We start from the raw sequence: 16,614 nt of genomic DNA, 5'->3' as shown, positions 1-16,614 counted from the left end.
CCAAACTAATGGAAACGATTTTCATTTACAAGAGCTGGGTTTCTCGCTAGCGTCAGCTCGCACGGACAACTGGAGAGGAAGGCCATGGCTGAAGCCGAAGCCACCCAACAGGGAGGCAGTGCACCGGAGTTGAAGATCGAACACCAGGAGGAGACGCCACCGGACGTCCGCAGCGCTCGGCACTGGACGACCGCCGTGACGGCGCTGGCGGCCGCACTGATGACGCTCGACATCACCGTCGTCAACGTGGCGATGCCCGAGATCGGCGCCGACCTGGGTGCGTCGCTGGACAGCCTCCAGTGGATCGTCAACGCCTACACCCTGAGCTTCGCGGCACTGCTGCTCACTGCGGGATCCGTGTCGGACCTCATCGGCCGCCGGCGCATCTTCCTCGCCGGCGTCGCGGTCTTCACCCTCGCCTCGGCGGCCTGCGCGCTGGCCCCGAACGCCGGCGTGCTGATCGCGGCACGGGCCGTTCAGGGAGCGGGTGGGGCCATGGTTCTCGGTACGTCGCTCGCCCTGATATCCGGCGTCTTCGAGGGAGCTCCGGCGCGGGCGCGCACGACGGCCATCGGCCTGTTCACCGCCGGAGGCGCCGTGTCGGCGGCGCTGGGCCCGCTGGTCGGCGGATCCATCGTGGAGTGGCTGAGCTGGCCCTGGCTCTTCGCCGTCAACGTGCCGCTCGGGCTCCTGATCATCTACGGCACCGTGCGCAAGGTCCCCGAGGGCGGCGGCACCGGCGGCTCGCGGCAGATCGACTACGCCGGAGCGATTCTGGCGGTGCTGGCCCTCTTCCTGCTCAACTACGGCCTGCTGGCCGGCTCGGAGGACAGCTGGTCGCAGGCGGACGTACTGGCCTCGCTGATCACGGGAGCTCTGCTGGCCGTGGCGTTCGTCGCCGTGCAGTGGCGGCTCGGCGAGCGCGCGATGCTGGACCTGCGGCTGTTCACGATCCCCACCTTCGCCGGTGCGCTGCTGCTCAGCTTCGCCGCCCGGATCTTCAGCTTCGGCATGCTGCCCTTCATCACCCTGTGGCTCGGCGGGATGCTGCACCTCACCCCGATCGAGGTCGGCCTGGTGCTGCTCGCCCAGTCGGTCGCGATCATCATCGGCGCACCGCTGAGCGGGCTGCTGACCAAGGTGGTACCGGTGTCGCGCGTGCTGGCCCTCGGTATGGCGGCGGTCGGGACCGGAGTACTGCTGACCGTGGGCATCTCGCCGGACGACGACTGGACGGCGCTGCTTCCCATGCTGGTCCTGATCGGTGTCGGCGCCGGTCTGACGCTGCCGCATCTGCTGTCGCTGGCCGTGAACGTGGTCCCGCCCTCGCGCGCCGGCACCGCCTCGGGCGCGGCCAACAGCTTCTTCCCGCTCGGCACCGCCACCGGCGTGGCCGTCTTCGGCGTCGTCCTGACGAGCAAGGTGAACGACGTCATGTCCGCGGGTGCCCTGGGTGAGCACGCTGTTCCCGACTCGGCCGGCGGGCAGCTGCGCCGCCTGGTCACGGCGGGTCAGTTCGACGCGGTCGCCGCGGCCGTGCCGGGGACGGCCCGCGGCCCGGTGCTCTCCCTGGCCCGCAGCGCCTACACCGAGGCGCTCTCGCAGATCTTCCTGATCGCGGGGATCGCGGCCCTGGTGGCGGCTGCGGCGAGCCTGGTGCTGGTCCGTGACAAGGACACCTACGAGACCCCTGTCACGCAGGAATGAGCAGGCGGCGGCGTACGGCATCGACCACCGCCTGCGGCCGGTCGGAGAGGTAGAAGTGGCCGCCGGGGAAGGTCAGCAGCTGGAAGGGGCCGGTGGTCCACTTCTCCCAGCCCGCTGCCTCCTCGGCGGTCAGCTCGGTGTCCGCCTCGCCGATCAGCGCGGTCAGCGGGCACGGCACCGGACCCTGCGGATCCGCCGCGTACGTCTCGATGAGCCGGTAGTCCCCTCGGACCGCGGGCAGTACCAGTCCGCGTACCTCGGCCATCGCGAGCAGCTCGGGGGAGGTCCCGCCGAGCCGTATCAGCTCGGCGGCCAGGGCGTCGTCGTCCAGGAGGTGCACGGTGCCGCCGCGGTGGTGCTGCGGTGCCTCGCGCGCGGAGACGAAGAGGTGCTCCGGCGCCCGGTGGCGTCCTCTCAGCAGCCGCAGGACGAGCTCGTGCGCGACCGTGGCGCCCATACTGTGCCCGAACACCGCCCACGGCCGGTCGAGCAGCGGCTCCACCGCCCGGGCGAGCCCCGCCACCAGCTCAGGCAGCTCCTCGGGCAGCGGTTCATCCATGCGGTCCTCCCGTCCCGGCGGACAGACCAACACCGGCTCGACCTCCGGTGGCAGCAGGTTTTTCCAGGAGCGGTACAACGCGGTCGACCCGCCGGCGTGCGGCAGGCACAGCAACCGCACCGCCGGGTGCCGCTGCGGACGGGGGCGGCGCAGCCAAGCGCTTTCGAGACGGTTCACGGACCCGTCCTTTCGTAGGTCGTCGAACTCGGCAACTGAGGTACGGCGCTGAGCAGTTGCACGGTCACAGGGTCCAAGGGCGCGGCGACGACGCGTTCGACGGGCCCCGCCTCGCGGATCGCGCCATCGACGAGGACCGCGAGATCCCCGCCCAGCCGTACGGGAACCGTCATGTCGTGCGTGACGACCACCAGCGCGAGCCCGAGGTCCCGTCGCAGCTCGTCGAGGAGCGCCAGCACCGTGGCCGCCGTGGGTGCGTCCAGCGCACTGGTCGCCTCGTCGCACAGCAGCACCCGCGGTTCGGCTGCCAAAGCCCGGGCCAGTGCGACGCGTTGACGTTGTCCCCCGGAAAGCCGTTCGGGCCGCACGGCGGCGTGGGCCGCGTCCAGGCCGACCCGCTCAAGGAGCCGGTGCACCTCGGCCCGGCGCGCATCTGCGTCGAGTTCGGGCCGGTGCAGGTGCAGCGGCCGGGAGACGATCCGCTCCACGGTGTGGCGCGGGTTGAGGGAGTCGTACGGGTCCTGCGGCACGAGTTGGAGCAGGCGCAGGTCGTCGCGGGTCCGCCCGCGCACACCGTGCTCCACGTTCCGCCCGTCCAGCCGGAGTTCGCCGGCCCAGTCGGGGTGCAGCCCGGCGAGACAGCGCAGCAGCGTCGTCTTCCCACCGCCCGAGGGGCCCACCACCGACAGGCAGCCGCTTTCGGCGACAGTCAGATCGACACCGCTGAGCACGTTCCGTCGGCCGCGGTCGGCACTCAGGTCGCGTACGGACAGGACGGTCGGGCCCTCCGCTCGACCGCCCACAGGCCGGGGCGCCATGGCAGCACGTGCGGCGACGACCAGGCGCCGGGCCGGTTCACTCGCCGGCCGCGCCAACACCGCCTCCACCGGCCCCTGTTCCACCACTCGACCCCGCTCCAGGACCACCACGTCGTCGGCCACCGCCGCCACATGCGTCAGGTCGTGGGCGATCAGTACGACGGCCGGTCCGCCCTGCTCACGGATCCGCCCGAGGTCGGCCAGGAGCCCGGCGGCCGTCACCGGATCGAGGGCGCTGGTGGGTTCGTCGAGAACCAGCAGGTCGGGGCTGTGAGCGAGGGCGGCGGCCAGGGCCACGCGTTGCCGCTGCCCGCCGGAGAGCTGGTGCGGGCGGCGGCGCAGGAAGGCGTCGTCGTCCGGGAGCCGGGCGCTGCGCAGAGCCATCCGCACACGGTCCTGCCGCTCGGCGCGCGGCACGCCGCGGGCCCGCAGGAACTCCCCGATGTGGTCGCCCACCCGCAGGGTCGGCGCCAGCGAGGTGCGCGGGTCCTGGGGGACGTACGCGGCATGCCGGGCACGCAGCTGCCGCAGCTGCCGGGGGCGCAGCCCGAACACGGACGTCCCGGCCAGATGCACCGTGCCGGATGTCGCCGCGAGCCCGGGGCGCAGTTCGCCGAAGGCGGCGAGTGCCAGGGTCGTCTTGCCGGATCCAGAGGGGCCGACCAGGGCGAGGACGCGGCCGCGGGGGACGTCGAGTTCGATGCCGTCGAGGACTCGCATCCCGTCGGCCTCGACGGTGAGGTCTCTGATGCGAAGCGCCGCGTCGCCGGCGTCGATGTCCACGGCCGTACCACCGACGGAACCTGGCCGGTGGACACGAGCCGTCGGAAGCACCGCGTCGACCAGGAGGTTGGCGCTCAGCAGCAGGACCAGGATCCCGGTGGCGGGCACGATCACGGCCAGGGGCTGCAGCGCGAGGCCGTCGCGGTTCTCGAGGATCATCAACCCCCAGTCGGCGGCGGGCGGTTGGGCCCCGTAGCCGAGGAACCCGGCGGTGGCGACCGTGAACGCCGCGCCCACGAACCGCACTCCGGCGTCGGCGGCGAGCACCGGCGCCAGGTTGGGCAGCACCTCGCGGGCGAGGACATGGCCGGTCGTCTCACCGCGCGCGACGGCGGCCTCGACGTAGTCGTGCTGGAGGGCCTGGAGCGTCGCCGCCCGCACCACCCGCACGATCTCGGGGAAGAGGACGACGGCGGTGGCGACCGCCACCCCGCCGGCGCCCCGCCCCACGGCCACCACGACCACGCTGAGCAGCAGGAAGGAGGGCAGGCTCAGCAACACGTCCACCAGGCGCAGCACGCCGGCGTCCACGAGCCCGCCCCGCAGCGCCGCGACCATGCCCAGACCGGCTCCCAGGACGTACGCGACGGCAAGGGCGCCCACAGCGAGCAGCACCAGCGCGCGCCCGCCCGTCAGGAAGCGGCTGAGCACGTCGGAGCCGAGGTGATCAGTGCCCAGGGGCGCATGCCCGCTGCGCGGCGCGTACGGCATGTCCAGGACGGCACCCGGCGTGTGGGGGGCGAGCCAGGGCCCGATGAGCGCCAGCAGCACGACGGTGGCCAGGACCACGCCCGCTGCCACCGCGCCCGCCCGGCGGGACAACCGGGCGGCCGCCATGCGGCGCACCAGACGGTTCAACTCGGCCTCCTCGTCGCCGGGTTGAGGGCGGCAGCGACAGCGTCCGCCAGCAGGTTCAGAGTCACGGTCACGGCGGCTACGAGCATGCTGACGCCGAGGACGACGGGGGCGTCCCGGGCGGCCGTGGCGTTCACCAGAGCTGCGGCGAGCCCCGGATATCCGAAGAGGGTCTCGGCGACGAGCGTCCCGCCGAGCAGGTACGCCAGATAGCGGGCGAGCACCGGGACGGCCGGGACGACCGCCGCCGGCAGCACCCACCGCAGCACCACACGGTGTTCGGGCACCCCGCCGAGCCGGGCCGCCCGCACCGCGTCCGAACCCACCGCCTCCGTCACCCCGGCCCGGATCAGGCGCACGTTTTGGGCCAGGCAGACCGACAGCAGCGTGAGCACGGGCAGCACCAGGATCTGCGGCTGGGACAACGGCCCCTCGCCGGCGGGCGGCAAGGACACCGCGGGCAGCCACCCGGTCCCGACGGCGAAGATCTGGATGAGCACGGTCCCGATGACGAACTCGGGGAGGCTGACCAGCGCCAGCGTGGCCGTGGACACCACCCGGTCCGCGGACCGCCCGGCACGCAGCCCCGCCCACAGCCCCAGCCCCACGGCCGACGGCACCAGCAGGACCGCCGCCACCGCGCCCAGCGCCAGGGAGTTCCCCGCCCGTTCGGCGATCAGCCCGGAGACGGTCTCCCCGGTGGCGTACGAGCGGCCGAGGTCACCGTGGAGCGCGCCCCACAGCCAGCTGCCGTAGCGCTCCCAGGCGGGCCGGTCCAGGCCCAGGCTGTGCCGCAGTCCGGCGATCTGCCGCGGACTGGCGCCCTGCCCGGCGAGCCGGGCCGCGGCCGCGTCGCCCGGCGCGAGCAGGGTCGCGCCGAAGACCAGCACGGAGGCCGTGAGCAGGGTGACGGCAGCGATGCCGGCCCGCCGCAGCCACCACGCGACGCCCGGTGTGCCGGTCACGAGGCGAGGTAGGCGTCACGCAGCGACGGATAGTCGAAGAAACCGTATGCCTGCACCCCGCGCACGGCCGGCGTCGCGCCCGCCACCGTGGGGACCCTCACGAACACCGCGTCGCCGCCGTGCTTGTACAGGTACTGCTGAACGTCGTGCACGGCGCCGGTGCGCCTGTCCTCGCCGACTGCGGCGCGCATGGCGCTCATCAGCCCGTTCAGGGTGTCGTCGGACGGGCCGGTGAAGGGGTAGGACGCCTGCGGCCCGTAGTACGAACTCAGGGCGAGCGGCAGCGGAAGCGGGTGGTAGAAGCTGGTCTTCAGCGGCGCGCCCAGCAGGGATTTCATGTCGGTGTAGAAGTCGGCGGGCGGCACCTTGTCCACGGCGACCTTCAGCCCGGCCGCCCGCCCCTGCTCGACGAAGGCGGTGGCGGCTTCCAGGGGCCCGTACTCGTAGTTGCTGGTCCGGATGGACAGTTTCGTGCCCTTGAGACTCCCGGAGGACATCAGCCGCCGCGCGCGGTCGGGGTCGTGCGGGACACGCGGCAAGGAGCTGTCGTACCAGGCCTGGTGACGGCCCATCGCGTCGTCGGCGGCCTCCCCCTTGCCCAGGGTGACGGTGCGGACCATGGCCTCGCGGTCGATCGCGTACCTGACCGCCTGGACGGCCTCGGCCTGGGTGAAGGGGTCCGTGGAGAGGTTCATGGAGAAGGCCAGTTCGCCCCAGAGCTCGCGCGGAGCGGTGGTGATGCGCAGGCGGGAGTTGTTCGCCTCGGCCCGGGTGGTGGGCAGGGACAGGGCGCCCGCGTAGTCGAACTGCCCGGCCTTGAGCCCGTTCAGGCGCGCCCCGGCCTCGGTGACGGACAGCAGCTCGATCTCGTCGAGATACGGTCCGCCGCTCCCCCAGTAGTCCTTGCGGGCCGTGAGCAGACCGCTCTTCCCCCGGGACCATGTCTTGAGCACGAAGGGCCCGGAACCCGGCGCCTTCGCGAAGTCCTTCGTACCGTCCGGGAACACGAACATCGACTGGGCGAGCGCGAGGTCGAAGAAGCCGTCCGCGCCCTTCAGGTGCAGTTCGACCGTGCGCTTGTCGCGGGCCTTGGACGCCTTGGTGTCGAGTCCGGCCAGGAAGGCGCTCTGGGTGGTGGGCTGCGTGGCGAAGGTGCGCAGGGTGAACAGCACGTCGTCGGCGGTGAGGGCCTTGCCGTCGCTGAAGGTGATGCCGTCCCGGACGCGCACCGTCCACACCGTCGCGTCGTCGTTGGGCTCGACGGACTCGGCGACCCGCCATACCGGCTTGCTGTTCTCGATCTCGCCGATCGTGTCCCAGACGATCCGCGCCCGCACGTAGTCGACGGGCGTCGAGGTCGCCTGGAGGACGCTCGCCGATTCCGCGCTGGACCCCGTGAAGGCCGCCCGCAGCCGCCCGCCGTGCCGGGGCTTTCCGTCGTCCGCCGCCGGCGTCGCGCCACCGCCGTCACCACCGCAGGCGGTCACCAGACCCGTGGCCGCGGCCGCGGCCACGGAACCGCCGACCCCCCGCAGCACCGTCCTGCGCGCAATATGCCGTTCCCCCACCGTCGTTCCCTTCCCTCGAACCGGACAGCCAGTGCGTCAAGCCGTCGAGCGCAAGCTAACAGGAAACGAAAACGATTTTCAATAAGTATCACGAGGTCAGCTTGGCACATTTCGGGCCCGCCGGGGACGACCGCCCCGACGACGTCGCCCGCAATGGTCGCGCCTACCAGCGACCGCCTGGACGGTCCAGCGGTGTCGACGTCGTACGCGACGAGGCGGGCGAGCGGCTCCGTCGTCGGCGCCCCGACGACGGCCACCGCCACCACCTGATCTGCCGCAGCCGCTGCCCCAGTCGGCCGGTCGACTCGGAGGTCGTCGAGCGGTGGGCCGGACGGATCGCCGCCGACGCCGGCTTCACCACGGTGGAGCACACCGTCGAACTCGCCGGCATCTGCGCCGGCTGCCGACCCGCCCCGGACGAAGGAGAACCCCCGCCGTGCCACTGGGAGTCCGCCCGGGACGACCTGGGCCGAGTCCGCGCGAGCCGAGGGAGACCGTGCGCACGTTGCTCGGCCTCGACGAGGACACCGCGGTCGTGATCCGGGAACCAGCCTGCACCGAGCCGGGCTCCCGCCGCTGAAGACGGTCGTCGCCGTCCTGCCCATGGACGGCGAGTCCCGCCGCTGGACTCAGCACCGCCCCGCCGGACAGATTTCCGAGGACGACCTGCGGGCCACCGCGCGAAGGAGCCTGTCACCTTCTCGGCCGTGAACGGCCGAGCTTGTACGGCTCCGTTCCACGCCTGCTCGCGCTCCCCACCGCCCCCTACGACAGGACGGTCACGGGTCGCATCTCCCCTCGGCGGCCTCAGTCCGAGCTGGTGGAAGGGCCGGGAGGAGAGCGTGCCCCGCTGGTCGTGTCGCAGCCGTACCCGGCCCGGAGCCCGTCGAGTTCCTCGACGGCGATCCTCCGGCCGGTGCTCCCCCACTGCCTTGAGGGCATGGGAGGCACCCCCGGCGACGGACAGGGTCCATCCACGACCCGGCTGACCTCAGGTCACCGCGACAGCCCCATGCGGACGCGGTCGCCCGAGGGCGAGCACACCCGCGTGGACAGCGGTGGCCACGGCGAGGATCGCGAAGCTGGGCGGCAGGGACGGCACGGCGTAGCCGAGGGCGAGGCCGGTCCACATCTCTACGACCGCGAGCCCGGCCGACAACAGCAGGGCGCGGAACGGACGTGGGGTGACCCGGTGCGCGGTGCCGGCGGGTGCGGCGAGCAGGCCGAGGAGCAGCAGCGAGCCGACGGCCTGGGTGGCCTCGGCGGCACACGCGCCGACCAGGACCAGGAAGGCGATGCCCAGGACCCGTACAGGCACCCCGCGCGCCGCCGCGACCGCCTCGTCCAGCGAGGCGAACAGCAGCGGTCGGGCCATCAGCAGCACGGCCGCGCAGATACCGGCGGCCACCAGCACCGCGACACCCGCCTGACCGCCCGACAGGCCGAAGATCGATCCGAACAGCACGCTCACCCCCGCCGTGCCGTGGCCGGCGCCGCGGGAGGTCGTGTAGAGAGTGAGAAAGAAGGCCCCCAGGCCCAGCAGCCATGAGAGGACGCTGCCGATGGTCACGTCGTCGGCCCGCCCCCGGCGGCCCATTACTCCAATGAGCACGGCCACCCCGATGGTGGCTGCGAACAGCCCGAGCCGCAGATCCACTCCCGCCGCGAGGGCGGCCAACGCGCCGGTGAACGCCACATGGCTGAGCGCGTCGCCGGTGAACACCTGGGCCCGCAGCACCAGGAAGTAGCCCACGAGACCGGCGGCGAGCGCGATGGCTGTGCCCGCCAGCAGCGCGTGCACGAAGAAGGGATGGTCGAAGGCGCTCATCGGGTGCCCCTGACGGTCACGGTCCGGGCGAGCCGCGTACCACTGAACCTCACAGCCCAAGCCGGCCACGCGCCCCGGACCGTCCGGACCAGCCGGGCGGCGACATGGACGGCGAAGGCGAAGGTCGTCACGAAGAACCCGATCGGATACGGCGAGTGGTACGCGGCCACCAGCCCGCCCCAGATCACCACGAGCGCAAGGAACACAGAGACGGTCAGGCTCAACACCGGCCGTGCTGTGAGCTGCTGGGCGGTCGCGGCCGGCAGCACCAGTAGCGCGAAGACGAGCAGGCTGCCGGTGATCTGCGACGCGCCCGCCGTCGCCAGACCCAGCAGAACCAGGAAGGCGGCCGACAAGGCCCGTACCGGCACGCCTCGTCCGGCGGCGGCATCCGGGTCGACCGACGCGAACAGCAGCGGCCGCCCGATCAGCGCCAGCACCCCCAGCCCGACCACGGCGACCACCGCGAGCGTCACGACCTGGGCGTCGGTGATGCCCAAGAAGCTCCCGAACAGCAGGGAGTTGATCCCGCCGAGGAAACCTCTGTACAGAGCGACGAAGAGATAGCCACAGGCCAGCAGGAAGGCTTGGACGGTGCCGGTGAGCGCCGCGCCCTGGCCGTCCTGGCCATCACGGCCGGACCGCGGCAGGACGGCGATGACCAGGGCCGCACCCACGCAGAACGCGAAGTAGCCGAAGGTCGCGCTGATGCCGAGCAGCGTGGCGCCGGCGGCGCCCGGAAAGCTGACCATGGCGAGGCTGTGCCCGGCGAAGCTCTGCCGCCGCAGCACCATGAACCACCCCATGACCGCCGCCAGCACGGCCACCACCGTGCCGGCCCGGAAGGCGTTGACCATGAAGGGATACGCCCAGATCTCGGCCGGCCCGCTCACAACGCGTGCCGATCGGCGTGCACGGCGGGCGGTTCGGGCATGCCGACCACGACCAGCCGTCCGTCACGGGCCCGCAGCACCTCCACCGGAGCGCCGTACAGGCGCGTGAGCGTCTCGGTGGTGATGACCTCCTCCGGCGGCCCCGCGGCGACCCCGCCCTCGGCGATGTACACCACCCGGTCCAGCCACGGCAGGATCGGGTTCACATCGTGCGCGACCATCACCACACTGATCCGCCGCTCCCGGCAGATCCGTCCGAGCAACGCGGCAACCGCACCCTGGTGGGACAGATCCAGGCTGTCCAGCGGCTCGTCGAGCAACAGCAGCTCCGGCTCTCGTACGAGGGCCTGGGCGATCAACAGCCTCTGCTGCTCACCGCCCGAGCACGCCCCGATCGGACGGTGCGCGTACCCGCTCGCCCCCACCAGCTCGACGGCCTCGGCGACGCGTCGGCGTTCCGTGCGGCGGCGGGTGCTGAAGCGGGCGGGCAGCGGCAGAGGCACGCCCCACCGGTGGCCGTCCAGACCGAGTCGTACGACGTCGGTCCCGCGGATCCGCAGGGATGCGTCGAAGTGCCGGCGCTGCGGGAGACAGCCCACGCGGTCGCCGGTGCGGCCGGGCGCCTCGCCCAACACCCGGATCTCGCCGGCGGCGGGCGGGAGCATCCCGAGCAGCATCTTCACCAGGGTCGACTTGCCCGCCCCGTTCGGCCCCAGGACCGCCACGAACTCCGCGGCGTGGACGTCGAGTTCCACCCCCGACCACAAGGGCCGCCCGTCGACCCTGGCAGCGACGTCCCGCATGCGGATCACCGGCGGCACGGAGCATTCCGCCCGAGGCGCGGGGACCCGGCGGCGTACGGTGTCGAAGCTCATCGCCGGCCCGTCGCCTCGGCCAGCGCGCTGTTCAGCTCGCGCAGCTGCCGTACCTGCCACTCCTGGAAGGAGGCGCCGGCCGGGGTGAGCGTCTCGGTCACCGTGACCACCGGGATGCCCCGCGCCTTGGCCTCGTTGACCTGAGCCTGCACGTCAGGGGTGGAGTTCTGGCTGTTGTAGACGTAGATCTTGATCCTCTTGTCGGCGATCTGCCGGTCGATGGCGGCCTTGTCCTTGGCCGTCGGGTCGGTGCCGTCATTGACGGCTTCGAGGAAGGACTCGGGGGTGAGCATCTTCAGGCCGAGGTTGTCGGCGAGCGGGCCGACGATGGACTCCGAGGCCCCGATCGGCGTGCCCGCGTAGGTCTTCGTGATGCCGGATATCAGCTCGTTGTACGGGGCGAGGGTCTTGTCCTCGAACGCCTTCTTGCGGGAGTCGAAGTACGCGGCGTGGCCGGGGTCGATCTTCTTGTAGTCGGCGGTGATCTTCTCGATGACCTTGTCGACGTCGTCCGGGGAGTACCAGCGGTGGGGGTTGTCACCGGGCTTGAGTCCGACGACGTCTCCGACCTCGAGTTCCGCACGGTCGCTGTTCGGGTTGGCGGCCAGCAGCTTGTCGGCCCAGGCGTCGTAGCCGATGCCGTTGACGATGGCGTAGCGGGCGGTGGCGACGCTCCGGCCGTCGGCGGCGGTCGGTTCGTAGTCGTGCGGGTCGGCGTTGGGGTTGTTGATGACGCTGGTGACCTTCACCTGGCTGCCGCCGAGCTGCTGGGCGATGCTGCCCCAGAAGTTCTCCGCGGCCACCACCTGGATCGGCCCGTCCGAAGACGTGGCGGAGTCCGAGGAGGCCGCCGTCGAGCAGGCGCTCGCGCCAAGTCCCAACAGGGTGACCGCGAGTGCGGAGTGGGTGCGGCGGATCAGGGCGGGGCGCATGGCGGGGATCTCCTTCTGTGGGCGGGACGCCACACAGGGTAGATGAATATGATTTTCAAAACCATTCCACGGCTCACTCTCCCCCGCGAACCGCCGCCGACCCCTTGACCTACCACTTAGTAATGGATCCCATTTTCATGTAGCGTACGTGGCGCCCACCGACCGAGGAGACCCTCATGGCCGTTCCCAAGCGGAAGATGTCCCGCAGCAACACCCGCCACCGCCGCGCCCAGTGGAAGGCCGCCACGCCGCAACTCGTGCCGATCACGGTCGACGGCTCCACCTACCTCGTCCCCCGACGGCTGGCCAAGGCGTACGAGCGCGGGCTGCTGCATCCGGAGGGCTGACCGGCGATGGACTACGAGCGACTGCCCGTCACCGTCCTGTCCGGGTTCCTCGGCGCGGGCAAGACGACCCTGCTCAACCACGTCCTCGGCAACCGTGAGGGCCTGCGCGTCGCGGTCATCGTCAACGACATGAGCGAGGTCAACATCGACGCCGCCCTCGTGCGCGGCGGCGAGGCGGCCCTCTCGCGCACGGAGGAACGCCTGGTCGAGATGACCAACGGCTGCATCTGCTGCACCCTGCGCGACGACCTGCTGGAGGAGGTCGACCGGCTGGCCCGCGAGGGCCGCTTCGACTATCTCCTCATCGAGTCGTCCGGCATCTCCGAGCCCATGCCCGTGGCCGCCACCTTCGCCTTCGCCCGCGACGACGGCGCCACCCTGGACGACCTGGCCCGCCTCGACACCATGGTCACGGTCGTCGACGCCGCGAACTTCCTGCCCGAGCTGGCGGGCGGCGACGAACTCGTCGAGCGCGGCCTCGACCAGTACGAGGACGACGAACGCACCGTCAGCGACCTGCTGATGGACCAGATCGAGTTCGCCGACGTCATCGTCCTCAACAAGCTCGACCTGGTGGACGCCGACACCGCCGACCGGCTGCGGGCGACGCTCACCCGCCTCAACCCCGTCGCCCGGATCGTCCCCGCCGTCCACGGCCGGATCGCTGTCCGGGACGTCCTCGGCACCCGGCTGTTCGACCTGGAACGCGCCCAACAAGCACCCGGCTGGGTCATGGAACTCAACGGCGACCACGTCCCGGAGACGGAGGAGTACGGCATCTCCTCCACCGTCTTCCGCTCCGAACTCCCCTTCCAACCCGACCGGTTGTGGTCGTTCGTGACCAAGGAGCTCGACAGCGGCGCGTACGGGCAGATCCTGCGCTCGAAGGGCTTCTTCACGCTCGCCAGCCGCCCGCACGTGACGGGCCTGTGGTCGCAGGCGGGCTCCGTCGCCCGCTTCGAGCCCTCCGCCGCACGCGACGACGACAGCCCCGGCGGCCAGGAACTCGTCTTCATCGGCACGCACCTGCACTCCGAGGCACTCCGATCCGCCCTCACCGACTGCCTCATGGCGGACGGCGAGACCGTGTCGGGCGATCCGTTCCCCGCGTGGGACGCGTACGGCATCGATGACACCTGCGAGCACGAGCACATGGAGCAGACGCCGGTGCCGATGGCACAGGTCTGAGGACTCCGGACCGGGCGGAGGTTCGCAGCCACGGCTCCGCCCGGCCCGGTACACCCCGAGCGAGGGAGGCCCACCATGACAGAACGCGGCGTGCACCTGGGTAAGGTCCAGGAGACACTCCTCATCCCGCTGTACGGCCGCGCGGTGGAGAACCGCAAACCGCAACCAGCGCTGCGCGACCCCCGGGCTGAGGACATCGTCGCGTCGATCGACTACGACTTCGCGCGCTTCGACAACCTGCCCAGCCTGATCGGCACGGTATTGCGCACCAGCCTGTTCGACCGGTGGGTCGCGGACTTCCTCACGTCCCACCCGACCGGAAGCGTGGTGGAGATCGGGGTCGGACTCAACACCCGCCACGAACGCCTCGACAACGGCCAGGCACACTGGTTCGACCTCGACCTGCCCGACGTGATCGACCTGCGCCGGACCTTCTTCACCGACAGCCCGCGCCGGACGATGATCGCCGCGTCGGTGACGGACGAGGCATGGACCGACGCGGTGAAATCCCCGGGCCCGTATTTCTTCTCCGCCGAGGCCGTGCTGCCGTTCCTGAGCGAGGCACAGGTCCGCCACGTCGTCGACCTGATCGCCGGACGCTTCCCCGGTTCGCTGCTGGCCCTGGACACCGCCGGCCCCGGCATCATCGACACCCAGGACCAGCACGACGCGCTGAGCAAGGTCGAGGCCCGGATGCAGTGGACCTGCGCGGATCCGGCCGAACTCACCATGTGGCGACCGGGAGCCCGGATCCTCGCGTCCCAGAGGCTCAGCGCTCTCCCACCCCGGATGTACGACGAGCTGCCCGCCGCGTACCGGGAGATGCTGGCCGGCCTAGCCGAGCAGCGGCTGCCACAGGTCGAGGAGTACCGGCTCAACCTCGTTCAGCTGCCTTGAGTATCAGTCGGCCGGCGGTCAGGGCGATTCCGGGCCGCTGACCGCTGAGAAGGGGCGGGAGGGACGTCCAGCCCTCCCGCCCCGCCGGCTCGGTATCGCTGAGGAGGGCCGCGCCCGACAGGCGCCCGGCGGTCGGTCAGCGCCGGGCGCCTCGCCAGCGACGGCCCCGAGGGCACCACGGCGCCGTACGCCGTTACCGACGGGCACGTCGCCCCCGTCGTGCTGGACGCCATCCGGCATGCCCAGGGACTGCCCGTCAGTTGAGGTGGGCCACCCGCCCTGGAGCGGGGGCCGCGCGGAGCCGGTCGGGCAGCGTGCCGTCGTCGGGCATTCCGGCCCGCAGCCAGCTCCCGACCTCCTCGGCGTCGGCCTCGGTGACGAGTGGACCCAGGCGCACAACGGCACCGGTGGGCCTGCGGTCGGCCGCGCACGGCTGCACGGCGGCGTACAGACCGCGCCCGCTCCGGCAGTGCAGCACCTTCTCCAGGCAGCCCGTGGAGACCATGACGGCGTGCGGGCAGCCCCGGACCACCCGGCGCAACGCCCCCCTCACCCGTCCGGCAAGGGCAGCGTCACAGGCCCCGCAGACGACGAGCGTGAACGGACGGGCCCGAGGGTCGCGTACGGCGTCACTCATCTCCGCCTCTCCTTCGCGATGGTCAAAGAGACCCCCTGTTTGCGCCACGAGAACCCCAACTCGCCTGGTAGGCAAGGAAGTTGAGGCGCGAGTGATTTGACACCGGTTCCGTGCACCCATCAGCCTATGCTCATGACATCCATTTCCAATAGGGGTCGCTAGCGATGCGCGTTGCCTTCGTGGGCAAGGGCGGCAGCGGCAAGACCACCCTGTCCGCCCTGTTCTCCCGTCACCTCGCGCGCTCGGGCGCGCCGGTCGTCGCGATCGACGGCGACATCAACCAGCACCTGGCCTACGCGCTCGGCCTCGACGAGGACGAGTTGTTCACCGCACCGCCGCTCAGCGCGCGGACCGGGGAGATCAAGGACTACCTGCGGGGCTGCAACCCGCGGATCCCGTCCCGTGACGCCATGGTCAAGACGACCCCGCCGGGCCGCGGCTCCCGTCTGCTGCGGCTGCTGGGCGACGACGAGGTCCACTCCTCTCACGTGCAGGAAGTGGCCGGCGTCCCGCTGATGGTCACCGGCGCCTTCGACGAGAGCGACCTCGGAGTGGCCTGTTACCACTCCAAGCTGGGCGCGGTCGAGCTCTACCTCAACCACCTGGTCGACGAGGCGGGCGAGTACGTCGTCGTCGACATGACCGCCGGCGCCGACGCCTTCGCCTCCGGCCTGTTCACCCGCTTCGACATGACGTTCCTGGTCGCCGAACCGACCCGAAAGAGCGTCTCCGTCTACCGCCAGTACCGCGACCACGCCGCCGAGTTCGGCATCCCCGTCGCGGTCGTAGGCAACAAGGTCACCGGCGAGGACGACCTCGACTTCCTCCGCACCCACGTCGGCGACGACCTGATCGCCCACTGCGTGCAGTCCTCCTACGTCCGCGCCCAGGAACAGGGCCGCGAACACGGCGAGTTGGAGGCGCACAACATGCGCACGCTGGATCGGCTCCGCGCGGCCGTGGACGCCCGCCCCAAGGACTGGGCCGTATTCCAGCAGCATGCCGTCGAGTTCCACCTGCGCAACGCCACCGCCTGGGCCGACGAGGCCACCGGCCAGGACCTCGCCACCCAGGTCGACCCCGACTTCCAGCACGGACCCCAGGCTCTCGGCGCGCTCGCCTGAGCCCGCCCCGCCCGCCCGCCCGCCCCAAGAACAACACCACAGAACAGGAAAGACCTCCATGTCACTCGACGTCTCCCCGCAGCTGCTCGCCGAAGCCGAGAACGGCGAGGTGCGAGAGCAGGACTTCGTGGAAACGGTCCGCACCTCCCTGCCCTACGCCTACGACCTGGTCGCCCGTCTGGTCACCGAACTGCGTTCCGGCACCGGGGAGTTCGCCGACAACCGGACCCCTCCGCCCTCCGAGAGGGAACGCGGCCAGCTGCTGCGTGCGCTGTCCAGCGACGCCATCCGCGGCAGCCTGGAACGGCACTTCGGGGTGGCGCTGGCCTTCCAGAACTGCCACCGCGTCGCGGTCTTCCACCCCGAGGCACGCGGCGGCGAGACCCACACCCGCTTCACCTCACTGCGGTCACAGATCCTCAACCAGTCACCGGAGTTCCGCGACTGCTGAGACCGGATAC

Annotated in this window: 16 protein-coding genes; 7 read left to right on the top strand and 9 right to left on the bottom strand. The window is 71.5% G+C overall.

Translation table 11 applies throughout. From position 1 onward, the window contains the following. Window positions 1-84 precede the first annotated feature (84 nt). Window positions 85-1,707: an MFS transporter gene (locus ACIOC0_RS01630; RefSeq protein ID WP_402150997.1), complete on the top strand. Its 1,623-nt coding sequence runs from the start codon at window positions 85-87 to the stop codon at window positions 1,705-1,707. Here the strand turns inward: ACIOC0_RS01630 and ACIOC0_RS01625 are convergent. Genes ACIOC0_RS01625 through ACIOC0_RS01610 form a run of 4 tightly spaced genes read right to left on the bottom strand, consistent with a single transcriptional unit; the run spans window position 1,694 to window position 7,432 of the window. Beyond that, window positions 1,694-2,443 (bottom strand): thioesterase II family protein, encoded by a 750-nt coding sequence (locus ACIOC0_RS01625; protein WP_402150994.1) that lies wholly within the window; start codon window positions 2,441-2,443, stop codon window positions 1,694-1,696. The genes ACIOC0_RS01630 and ACIOC0_RS01625 overlap by 14 nt on opposite strands. Further along, a complete protein-coding gene (locus ACIOC0_RS01620; protein ID WP_402150992.1) occupies window positions 2,440-4,902 on the bottom strand; it encodes an ATP-binding cassette domain-containing protein in 2,463 nt (820 codons plus the stop codon). The genes ACIOC0_RS01625 and ACIOC0_RS01620 overlap by 4 nt, the downstream gene beginning before the upstream one ends. Beyond that, window positions 4,899-5,864: an ABC transporter permease gene (locus tag ACIOC0_RS01615; RefSeq protein WP_402150990.1), complete on the bottom strand. Its 966-nt coding sequence runs from the start codon at window positions 5,862-5,864 to the stop codon at window positions 4,899-4,901. The genes ACIOC0_RS01620 and ACIOC0_RS01615 overlap by 4 nt, the downstream gene beginning before the upstream one ends. Continuing rightward, the gene (locus tag ACIOC0_RS01610) at window positions 5,861-7,432 is read right to left on the bottom strand and encodes an ABC transporter substrate-binding protein (protein ID WP_402150988.1); all 1,572 of its coding nucleotides are present in this window, start codon (window positions 7,430-7,432) and stop codon (window positions 5,861-5,863) included. Before ACIOC0_RS01610 ends, ACIOC0_RS01615 begins: the two co-directional genes overlap by 4 nt. A 101-nt stretch (window positions 7,433-7,533) precedes the next feature. On the opposite strand from ACIOC0_RS01610, the gene ACIOC0_RS01605 reads away from it, so the two are divergent. Beyond that, window positions 7,534-7,971 carry a hypothetical protein gene (locus ACIOC0_RS01605; RefSeq protein ID WP_402150986.1) on the top strand — a complete coding sequence of 146 codons (438 nt, stop codon included), beginning with the start codon at window positions 7,534-7,536 and terminating at the stop codon, window positions 7,969-7,971. 452 nt (window positions 7,972-8,423) lie between these two features. On the opposite strand, the gene ACIOC0_RS01600 is transcribed toward ACIOC0_RS01605, so the two are convergent. Genes ACIOC0_RS01600 through ACIOC0_RS01585 form a run of 4 tightly spaced genes read right to left on the bottom strand, consistent with a single transcriptional unit; the run spans window position 8,424 to window position 11,960 of the window. Beyond that, window positions 8,424-9,260 carry a metal ABC transporter permease gene (locus ACIOC0_RS01600; RefSeq protein WP_402150983.1) on the bottom strand — a complete coding sequence of 279 codons (837 nt, stop codon included), beginning with the start codon at window positions 9,258-9,260 and terminating at the stop codon, window positions 8,424-8,426. Beyond that, complete coding sequence (locus ACIOC0_RS01595; RefSeq protein ID WP_402150980.1) at window positions 9,257-10,153, bottom strand: metal ABC transporter permease; 897 nt, start codon at window positions 10,151-10,153, stop codon at window positions 9,257-9,259. Before ACIOC0_RS01595 ends, ACIOC0_RS01600 begins: the two co-directional genes overlap by 4 nt. Then, window positions 10,150-11,028 (bottom strand): metal ABC transporter ATP-binding protein, encoded by an 879-nt coding sequence (locus tag ACIOC0_RS01590; protein WP_402150977.1) that lies wholly within the window; start codon window positions 11,026-11,028, stop codon window positions 10,150-10,152. The genes ACIOC0_RS01595 and ACIOC0_RS01590 overlap by 4 nt, the downstream gene beginning before the upstream one ends. Beyond that, window positions 11,025-11,960: a metal ABC transporter solute-binding protein, Zn/Mn family gene (locus ACIOC0_RS01585; RefSeq protein ID WP_402150974.1), complete on the bottom strand. Its 936-nt coding sequence runs from the start codon at window positions 11,958-11,960 to the stop codon at window positions 11,025-11,027. Before ACIOC0_RS01585 ends, ACIOC0_RS01590 begins: the two co-directional genes overlap by 4 nt. A gap of 176 nt (window positions 11,961-12,136) precedes the next feature. Between ACIOC0_RS01585 and rpmF the strand changes: the two genes are divergently transcribed. From rpmF to ACIOC0_RS01570, 3 genes are all read left to right on the top strand, one after another. Further along, window positions 12,137-12,307 carry a 50S ribosomal protein L32 gene (gene rpmF, locus ACIOC0_RS01580; RefSeq protein ID WP_402150972.1) on the top strand — a complete coding sequence of 57 codons (171 nt, stop codon included), beginning with the start codon at window positions 12,137-12,139 and terminating at the stop codon, window positions 12,305-12,307. A gap of 6 nt (window positions 12,308-12,313) precedes the next feature. After that, a complete protein-coding gene (locus ACIOC0_RS01575) occupies window positions 12,314-13,495 on the top strand; it encodes a GTP-binding protein (protein WP_402150969.1) in 1,182 nt (393 codons plus the stop codon). Between the two features lie 75 nt (window positions 13,496-13,570). Next, entirely contained in the window at window positions 13,571-14,392 is an 822-nt protein-coding gene (locus ACIOC0_RS01570) for a class I SAM-dependent methyltransferase (protein ID WP_402150966.1), read from the top strand. A gap of 256 nt (window positions 14,393-14,648) precedes the next feature. On the opposite strand, the gene ACIOC0_RS01565 is transcribed toward ACIOC0_RS01570, so the two are convergent. After that, a complete protein-coding gene (locus ACIOC0_RS01565) occupies window positions 14,649-15,029 on the bottom strand; it encodes a hypothetical protein (RefSeq protein WP_402150963.1) in 381 nt (126 codons plus the stop codon). A 164-nt stretch (window positions 15,030-15,193) separates the two neighbouring features. On the opposite strand from ACIOC0_RS01565, the gene ACIOC0_RS01560 reads away from it, so the two are divergent. Together ACIOC0_RS01560 and ACIOC0_RS01555 are read left to right on the top strand one after the other, a co-directional pair. Then, window positions 15,194-16,153: an ATP-binding protein gene (locus ACIOC0_RS01560; protein ID WP_402150960.1), complete on the top strand. Its 960-nt coding sequence runs from the start codon at window positions 15,194-15,196 to the stop codon at window positions 16,151-16,153. Between the two features lie 58 nt (window positions 16,154-16,211). Beyond that, on the top strand, window positions 16,212-16,604 hold the full coding sequence (locus tag ACIOC0_RS01555) for an SCO5389 family protein (protein ID WP_402150958.1): 393 nt from the start codon (window positions 16,212-16,214) through the stop codon (window positions 16,602-16,604). The last annotated feature ends 10 nt before the right edge of the window (window positions 16,605-16,614 follow it).

This window comes from Streptomyces sp. NPDC088254 (genome assembly GCF_044740925.1).
Taxonomy (GTDB): domain Bacteria; phylum Actinomycetota; class Actinomycetes; order Streptomycetales; family Streptomycetaceae; genus Streptomyces.
This window is presented reverse-complemented; position numbering and strand designations above follow the sequence as displayed.

What these genes read in the sequence shown, in the direction of transcription:
- ACIOC0_RS01630 (WP_402150997.1), top strand. Translation starts at nt 85, where the DNA reads ATGGCTGAAGCCGAAGCCACCCAACAGGGAGGCAGTGCACCGGAGTTG.
- ACIOC0_RS01600 (WP_402150983.1), bottom strand. Translation starts at nt 9,260, where the DNA reads ATGAGCGCCTTCGACCATCCCTTCTTCGTGCACGCGCTGCTGGCGGGC.
- ACIOC0_RS01590 (WP_402150977.1), bottom strand. Translation starts at nt 11,028, where the DNA reads ATGAGCTTCGACACCGTACGCCGCCGGGTCCCCGCGCCTCGGGCGGAA.
- ACIOC0_RS01585 (WP_402150974.1), bottom strand. Translation starts at nt 11,960, where the DNA reads ATGCGCCCCGCCCTGATCCGCCGCACCCACTCCGCACTCGCGGTCACC.
- rpmF (WP_402150972.1), top strand. Translation starts at nt 12,137, where the DNA reads ATGGCCGTTCCCAAGCGGAAGATGTCCCGCAGCAACACCCGCCACCGC.
- ACIOC0_RS01575 (WP_402150969.1), top strand. Translation starts at nt 12,314, where the DNA reads ATGGACTACGAGCGACTGCCCGTCACCGTCCTGTCCGGGTTCCTCGGC.
- ACIOC0_RS01570 (WP_402150966.1), top strand. Translation starts at nt 13,571, where the DNA reads ATGACAGAACGCGGCGTGCACCTGGGTAAGGTCCAGGAGACACTCCTC.
- ACIOC0_RS01565 (WP_402150963.1), bottom strand. Translation starts at nt 15,029, where the DNA reads ATGAGTGACGCCGTACGCGACCCTCGGGCCCGTCCGTTCACGCTCGTC.
- ACIOC0_RS01560 (WP_402150960.1), top strand. Translation starts at nt 15,194, where the DNA reads ATGCGCGTTGCCTTCGTGGGCAAGGGCGGCAGCGGCAAGACCACCCTG.
- ACIOC0_RS01555 (WP_402150958.1), top strand. Translation starts at nt 16,212, where the DNA reads ATGTCACTCGACGTCTCCCCGCAGCTGCTCGCCGAAGCCGAGAACGGC.